Origin of the sequence: Mesorhizobium sp. M7A.F.Ca.CA.004.12.1.1, assembly GCF_003997835.1 — a bacterium.
Classification (GTDB): domain Bacteria; phylum Pseudomonadota; class Alphaproteobacteria; order Rhizobiales; family Rhizobiaceae; genus Mesorhizobium.
The window spans coordinates 1-7,308 of the sequence record NZ_RZRK01000269.1; the positions used below are offsets into that span (position 1 = coordinate 1).

The following is a 7,308-nucleotide window of genomic DNA, read 5'->3' on the forward strand; positions in this document are numbered from 1 at the left end:
GTCCAGCAATGTCTGCAGCTTGGCGACCGAGTTCTGCTCGGCAAGCGGCGTATAGACGATCAGCTTCATGTCGGAGCCATCGCCGATCGACAGGCTCATATGCTCGAAGATCATGGCGCCCGCGCTCGGGTGCCGGACATGCTTCACCCCCGACAACCGGTGCGCGACGTCGCGCTGCGGCCACCAAGCGCGAAATTCGGGGCTCGAACGCGTCATCAACTCGATCAGCCGCTCGAAATCCGGATCGCCGACATAACGCGCACTCGCGGCCCGGAAGGAGGCCAGCACGGTGCGCGCCAGTTGCTCCCAGTCGACCAGGAGGCGCCGGTGGTGCGGGCTGGTGAACACCATGTGGACGATGTTGCGGGCGTCCCCCTCCAGCAAGCCATAGTCGCCGAACACCGCGACGGCAGCCGGGTTCCAGGCCAGCACATCCCAGCGCCGCCCGACAACATAGGCCGGCTGCAGCACCAGGCTCTGCAGCATGTGCAGCAAGGGGCCGTCGACTTTTTCCGGCGCCACGGCACGGCGCTCCGGCTGCTGGCGGTCGGCGAGGATGAACAGATGCTGTTTTTCGGCGGCGTCGAGGCGCAGTGCTTCGGCAAGTGCCGTCAGCACCTCGACCGAGGGCCTGACCTCCCGCCCCTGCTCCAGCCATGTGTACCAGGTGGTGACGACACCGGCGATCATCGCCACCTCCTCGCGGCGCAAGCCCGGCGTACGCCGCCTGAGACCGGTGGCGATGCCGGTGGCCGAGGGCGTCAGCCTTTCGCGGCGCGAGCGCAGGAAGGCGCCGAGTTCGCGCCGGCGGCTGTCTTCAGCCGAATGTGTGGGGGCAGCGTGGGGTTGGGACTCCATGCGGGTATTATAGCAGTATTGATACCAGGATAAAGTTTGAACTGTTTGGCCCGCGCCAACTGTCCCATCTTCGGTTCAGAGCAACAGAACGGAGGCTCTGAACATGGAACTCAAAGACAAGACGATCCTCATCACCGGCTCTACCGATGGCGTCGGCCGGGTCGTCGCGCAACGGCTCGGCGCCGCGGGCGCCCGTGTGCTGGTGCATGGCCGCGATGCGACGCGCGGCAAGGCTGTTGTCACCGGGATCGAAGCGACCGGCGGCAGGGCGGAGCTTCTGGTCGCCGACCTCTCTTCTCTGGCCGAAGTGCGCCGGCTTGCCGAAGCCGTGCGCGCCCGCACGGATCGGCTCGATATCCTCATCAACAATGCCGGCATCGGCACGGCAGGCCAAGGCGCCAAACGTCAGGTCAGCGCCGACGGCTACGAACTGCGCTTCGCGGTCAACTACCTCGCCGGTTTCCTGCTGACATCGGAGCTTCTGTCGTTGCTGAAGGCGAGTGCGCCGGCCCGCATCGTCAATGTCGCCTCTGCGGGGCAGCAGGCGATCGATTTCAGCGATGTCATGCTGACCCGCTCCTATGACGGCGTGCGTGCCTATTGCCAGAGCAAGCTGGCGCAGATCCTGTTCACCGTCGACCTTGCGGAGCAGCTGAAAGGCACCGGCGTCACCGTCAACGCGCTGCATCCGGCGAGCTATATGAACACCACCATGGTCCGGCAAGCAGGCGTGACGCCGTGGAGCTCGGTCGAGACCGGCGCCGAGGCCATCCTCAACCTCGCCGCCTCACCCGCGCTCGACGGGAAAAGCGGCCTCTATTTCGACGGCCTGCGGGAATCCCGCGCCGATACCCAGGCCTATGACGCCAAGGCAAGGCAACGTCTGCGAGCCTTGAGCCTTGATCTCATCGGCACGGCCTCCCCCACATCGAAGGAAGACCATTCATGACCAAGACAATCGAACACACCGTCATCATCGGCGGCTCGTCCGGCATCGGCCTGGCGACGGCGCGAAAACTGCTTGGCCCGGGCATGAAGGTGACCATCACCGGGCGCAACGAGGACAAACTGAAGAGCGCTTGGAAAAGCCTTGGCAGCGCTGCCGGGAAGGCTGCTTTCGACGCCGCGAAGCCGGATGCGGTCCGCCAGTTCTTCGAGAGCCTCGGTCCTTTCGACCATCTGGTGCTGGCGGCCAGCGGCGGCAAGGGCCTCGGCCCCTTCCCGGCGCTTGACCTGAGCGACATCGGCAGCGGCGTGGAGGAAAAGGTCCGCCCGCAGCTGTCCTGCCTGCAGGCCGCCTTGCCGACACTCAACAAGGCCGGATCGGTCACCTTCATCTCGGCGGTGTCGGCGCAGCTCGCGACGCCCGGTGTCGCCGGTATCGCCGCCATCAACGGCATGCTGTTGACTGTGGTGCCGATCCTGGCCCTGGAACTGAAGCCGCTGCGCGTCAATGTCGTGGCGCCGGGCGTCATCGACACGCCCTGGTGGGATTTTCTGGCCGAAGAGCAGAGGCAAACGATCTTTGCCGACTATGCCGGCAAGACCCCGGTCGGCCGCGTCGGTCGGGCCGAAGACGTGGCCGACGCAATCGCCTTCCTCGTCTCCAGCGGCTTCATGACCGGCCAGGTGCTGACCTGCGATGGCGGCCTGAGATTTGCGGCATAGGAACAGCGACTATCGGGCTCCGACGGGACCTTAATTGGCCTTCTTTGGAACGCGGTCGTTCTCGTCCGCGGGCCTGTCGCCTGCCGGTTTTGCCGAAACAGGCTTTTCCGGCACATGGGAATAGTCAGATGTATCCGCCCCATACATCTTGTTGTCGATCGCCTCTTGCCAGCTGTAGTCCGCGTCGGACGGTGAAACGTCGGCGATCTCATGGCGGGAGGAGCGAGCGTGAAGCCAGTTCGGGGTGATCTCTCGAACCAATTGTGCAAAGCGTCCCATCGAAACCGTTCCTTTCCTTGTCCTTTCCAGGAGGCGCGATCACGGTTGCGTCGGCTGCACCTAGAGTTGACCTCTCAGCCAGGCCAGCGTCTCGGCAACGCCGGCCAGCCCGTACTGCGCGGTGGTTTGCGCCGGTGGTTTGACCCGTATCGATATGCCGCCGGCATCATTGATCGTTTCGAAGCCGTTTTCGTCCGACGTGTCGTCGCCCAGGAAGACCGGGCGGCGACCTGCGAATGGCGCAATCTCCATGAAACGCCGAATCGCGGCACCCTTGGCCGCCTCCAGCGGCAGCAATTCCACGCCGGCGTTGCCGGCAACCACCCGGTAGCCCTTTGGCAAACCGGCCAGCGCCTGCTCGACAAGCTGCGTCGCGCGCGGAAGCAGATGCGGGGCGGCGCGCGTGTGGATGGCCAGCACCCGTCCCTTGCGCTCGATATACGCCCCACGACCGAGCTCGGCCTCGATCTCGTCGGCAAGGGCTGCGATATCCGCCGGCTCGTCCGCGATTTCGACGTCGTCGTCCGGCAGGAGCCGATGTTCCAGGCCATAGAGCCCGGCGGCTCGCAGTTTCAAAGGCTGAAACAGATGGTCGACGGCCGCAACGGACCGGCCCGTGATGAACGCCAATGCCCCGTTCAGCTTGCGGTCCAGGCCTTGCAGCAAGGAGCGAAGCTCGTCGCTGACCGAGACTGCGTCCGGGTGCTCGGCATGTTCCAGCAACGTGCCGTCGATGTCGAGGAACAATGCCCATTCGCCGGCCAGCACAGGCTGCGGTTTCTCCATGACGGCCTGCGGCTTTTGCAGGGTCTCGCCGATCATCTTCTGCAGCGTATCGCTCATGACATCGCCATCCGTCTGCGCTCAAAGATGGAGACGACATTGTCGACGCTGGGCGGCGGGTCGCCGGCGGCACCGGTTACCCGATCGAGGTCTCCGCGCTTACGCAAACGCGCCGCATCCAGAAGCATGCTGCCGGCCCAGCGATAGACGTTGTTGTTGCGGATCGTCTCGCGCATGGGTCGCATGCGCTCGCGCTGTTCTTCGGGCGCCATGGTCAATGCCTGCAACAGCGCTCCGCTCATCATGGCGGCATCGTAAGGGTTGACGATCAGCGCCTCCAGCAATTCGCGCGAGGCGCCGGCGAATGTGCTGAGCATCAAAACACCCTGCTCGTCGTCGCGCGCGGCGACGAATTCCTTTGCGACGAGGTTCATGCCGTCATGCAGGCTGGTGACCATGCATATGTCGGCGGCCCGATAGATCTCGTAAACCTGTTCCTGCGAGTGATGTTCGGCCACCATGATCACCGGCCTGTAGCCCTCGCTGCCATAACGCCGGTTGAGCTCTTCGGCATAACGGTGGCACTCGTCATGGAGCAATTTGTAGGCCGGCAGCGTGCCGCGGCTGGGTGCCGCGACCTGCAGGAAGACAAGTTTTCCGATCCATTCAGGCTGTCGCTTGAACAATTCGTTCAAAGCGTGAAACCGATCAAGAATGCCCTTGGTGTAATCGAGGCGCTCGACCCCGACGGCCAGCTTCACATCCGCTTTGAGACCGAACCTCTCGCGCATGCGAGCGCGGCAATCGTCGACATCGGGAAGTTTCGCCAGCAGGTCCGCCGGCCATTCTATCGAGATGGGATAGGCGTGCACCAATGTGGTCCGTCCGCCGTAGGAGATGGCCGCATCGGCCCGCTCGATGCGGCTTTCCAGGAAGCGATCGACGCTTTCGGTGAAATTGTTGGCGTGGAACTGGGTGTGGAAGCCGATGATCGAACTGCCGAGCAGCCCCTCGAGGATGCGTTCGCGCCAAGGACAGATGCTGTACACTTCCGAATTCGGCCACGGGATGTGCCAGAAAGTGATGACGATCGCCTCCGGCAGGCGCTCGCGGATCATGCGCGGCAGCAGCGCGAAATGGTAGTCCTGGACCAGCACGATCGGCCGCTCGTTGCGGGCCTCGGCAACCACCGTATCGGCAAACTTCCGGTTGACGGCTTCATAGGCAGCCCAGTCGGAGGCGCGAAAAATCGGCCGGGTGAAGGCGATATGGCAAAGTGGCCAAAGGCCCTCATTGGCGAAACCGAGATAATAGCCCTGATGCTCTTCCTCCGTCAGCCAGACCCGGCGCAACGTGTAGGACGGGTTGCCAGGCGGCACCTGCACACGATCGTGGTCGTCGACGGTGAGGCGGTCCGCCGTTCCGCCGCCATAGGCGATCCAGGTGCCGGCACAGGCGCGGGTAATGGGCTCGAGCGCCGACACCAGTCCGCTGGCCGGGACGAGCAACTCGACGCCGTCGCCCTTCACATTGTGGATGTACGGTTCGCGATTGGACACCACGATGACCTGCGCATCGGGCAGATCGTCGGCCAGGATCTTGCGCAATGTTTCGGGCGACCAGGTCACCAGCGCGGCATCGGCCGATTGGCCATTCTTTTCGAACTCCCGTATCACCTTGCGCGCGGCTTCCGCGGCCACATCTTCGCCTGCCGTATGTGCGACCGCGGGTGGATGACGGCGACGGTGCCGCGATATGGAGAGGAAAACGGCAAGAGCGGAAAAACCGAGGCTCGCGAAGATCAGAACCCAGAGCAGGTCCGCACCGTAGTTTGTCATTGAATGTCAACTCACCCCGGCCGTCGGCGACCGTTTGTTCGTGTTTTCCATTTGAAACGGTCCGCCGACCACGTGGTCAGCGTTCGGACCTGTATTTTTGCAACGCACAAAGCTCGGATCGGTTCCGCCAATTTTGTTCGGATCATGTCCTTACGATGAGCGGCACCAGCCCTTCATGGCGGTCGGCAAGGAAAGCGACGACCCGGTCACCGACGCGCTGGAAGGTGAGATCGACGACCCGGTCGCCGACGCCCAGGTGCCGCAGTGTCAGCGTGTCGATGCCGATCGGCAGTCTCGGGCGGGTGACGCGGATTTCGCCATCCCAGCCGTCGATCTCCAGGCCAAGGCAGGCCTGCATCAGCATGAAGGCGGATCCCGCCGACCACGCTTGCGGCAGGCAAGCGACGGGATAGGCGATGGGTGCTTCGCCCGGCGCGCGTGTAAACCCGCAGAACAGTTCGGGCAGCCGCATGTTGAAATGGACCGCGGATTCGAATGTGCCGCTCATCAGGCGAACCACGCTTTCACGCTCGCCATAATGCGCCAGGCCGGCACCGCATATGGCGGTGTCGTGCGGCCAGATCGAGCCATTGTGGTACGACATCGGGTTAAAGAACACCGCATCGTCGGCAAGCGTCCTCAGCCCCCAGCCGGAATGGAAGGAGGCGGAAAGCAGCTGGTCGGCGACCATCTGGGCCCGCGCCGGCTCAGGCAATCCGACAAAGAGCAGATGCCCGGCATTCGAGGTCCGCACCTTGCAGGGCTCGCCGGCACCGTCGATCGCAAGGGCATAGAAGCCGAGATCGTCAAGCCAGAAATCGCGTTCCACCGCCACCCGCATCGCCTCGGCGCGGTCCTCCCAGTGATCGGCTTTGTCGTCCTCGCCACGGCGGCGGGCAAGCTTGGCCAGCCCGCGGAAGGCGGCAAAGACATAGCCCTGCACTTCGACCAGGGCTATCGGGCCCTTGGGAATGCGGCCATCGGCATGGAAGACCGAATCGAAACTGTCCTTCCATCCCTGGTTTGCGAGGCCGGACTCGGCCGCTCGCTGGTAAGTCACGAATCCGGTCTCCCGGCCCGCCTCCTCCGTCCATTCGGCCGCCGCGCACAGCGAAGGCCACAGGCCGTCGATGAATGCCATGTCACCGGTACGATCGGCGTAGGCGCAAGCAAGATAGATGTAGAGCGGTGTCGTATCGACGCCACCGTAGTAGCGGCCGAAGGGAAGCTCCCGCAGCGCCACCATTTCGCCTTTGCGGGTCTCGTGCATGATCTTGCCCGGCTGCGAATCGCTGAACGGCGATGTCTCGGTCGCCTGATGCTGGGCCAGAAAGGCCAACACGCCCCGCGCCAGCCCGGGATTGAGCCACAGCATCTGCAGCGCCGAGATGACGCCGTCACGACCGAACGCCGTCGAGAACCAGGGGATGCCGGCATAGGGATAGGGGCCGGTCGCCAGTTCGGTGGTCAGCAGCGCGACATCGGCGCGGGCGCGCTCGACCCAATCGTTGAAGACACGGCCCGAGCTGCGCACCGTCGCGCCATGGCGACGTTTGGCCCGCATGCCAAAGCGGGCGCGTGCGGCAGCGGCGCGGAACCGGTCGCGGTCGGGCTTGTCGGCCACCTCGGGACCGACCTCGACATAGAGCACCTTCCTGCTGCGCTTGGTCACGGCGATCAGGAAATCGGCACGGTTGGCTGTCAGTTGGTCCGGCGCCTGCGAGAACGATATCGCAGAGAGGCGGGCCAGGCCATCGAGCCCGTCATAGCGCAGCAGGACCGACGTCGCGTCTGTTTCGGCGGCATGGGCCAGCCCGCGCTTCAGCCGTGTCGAGCCACGCACTTCGAACATGTCGCGGAAATCGGCGGAATAGTGCAGGGA

Annotated in this window: 7 protein-coding genes; 2 read left to right on the plus strand and 5 right to left on the minus strand. The window is 64.2% G+C overall.

Translation table 11 applies throughout. The features are described from left to right. Positions 1-858 (minus strand): helix-turn-helix transcriptional regulator (locus tag EN984_RS15885; protein ID WP_164765490.1); only part of this gene is annotated, 858 nt, incomplete at its 3' end. 103 nt (positions 859-961) lie between these two features. Between EN984_RS15885 and EN984_RS15890 the strand changes: the two genes are divergently transcribed. Then, entirely contained in the window at positions 962-1,807 is an 846-nt protein-coding gene (locus EN984_RS15890; RefSeq protein ID WP_127272372.1) for an SDR family NAD(P)-dependent oxidoreductase, read from the plus strand. Continuing rightward, positions 1,804-2,526, plus strand: a complete 723-nt coding sequence (locus EN984_RS15895) for an SDR family oxidoreductase (protein ID WP_127272373.1) — start codon at positions 1,804-1,806, stop codon at positions 2,524-2,526. Before EN984_RS15890 ends, EN984_RS15895 begins: the two co-directional genes overlap by 4 nt. A gap of 30 nt (positions 2,527-2,556) precedes the next feature. Here the strand turns inward: EN984_RS15895 and EN984_RS15900 are convergent, their stop codons facing one another. From EN984_RS15900 to EN984_RS15915, 4 genes are all read right to left on the minus strand, one after another. Next, positions 2,557-2,805: a hypothetical protein gene (locus EN984_RS15900; RefSeq protein WP_127269146.1), complete on the minus strand. Its 249-nt coding sequence runs from the start codon at positions 2,803-2,805 to the stop codon at positions 2,557-2,559. A gap of 60 nt (positions 2,806-2,865) precedes the next feature. Then, on the minus strand, positions 2,866-3,648 hold the full coding sequence (otsB, locus tag EN984_RS15905; protein WP_127269145.1) for a trehalose-phosphatase: 783 nt from the start codon (positions 3,646-3,648) through the stop codon (positions 2,866-2,868). Next, positions 3,645-5,426, minus strand: coding sequence for a trehalose-6-phosphate synthase (locus EN984_RS15910; RefSeq protein ID WP_127269144.1), 1,782 nt, complete (start codon positions 5,424-5,426; stop codon positions 3,645-3,647). The genes otsB and EN984_RS15910 overlap by 4 nt, the downstream gene beginning before the upstream one ends. Positions 5,427-5,568: 142 nt before the next feature. Continuing rightward, positions 5,569-7,308, minus strand: a 1,740-nt coding sequence (locus EN984_RS15915; RefSeq protein ID WP_127383824.1) for an amylo-alpha-1,6-glucosidase, incomplete at its 5' end; no start/stop codon positions are given.

Excerpts from the sequence above, each read along its gene's own strand:
- otsB (WP_127269145.1), bottom strand. The coding sequence starts at position 3,648 with ATGAGCGATACGCTGCAGAAGATGATCGGCGAGACCCTGCAAAAGCCG.
- EN984_RS15910 (WP_127269144.1), bottom strand. The coding sequence starts at position 5,426 with ATGACAAACTACGGTGCGGACCTGCTCTGGGTTCTGATCTTCGCGAGC.
- EN984_RS15890 (WP_127272372.1), top strand. The coding sequence starts at position 962 with ATGGAACTCAAAGACAAGACGATCCTCATCACCGGCTCTACCGATGGC.
- EN984_RS15895 (WP_127272373.1), top strand. The coding sequence starts at position 1,804 with ATGACCAAGACAATCGAACACACCGTCATCATCGGCGGCTCGTCCGGC.
- EN984_RS15900 (WP_127269146.1), bottom strand. The coding sequence starts at position 2,805 with ATGGGACGCTTTGCACAATTGGTTCGAGAGATCACCCCGAACTGGCTT.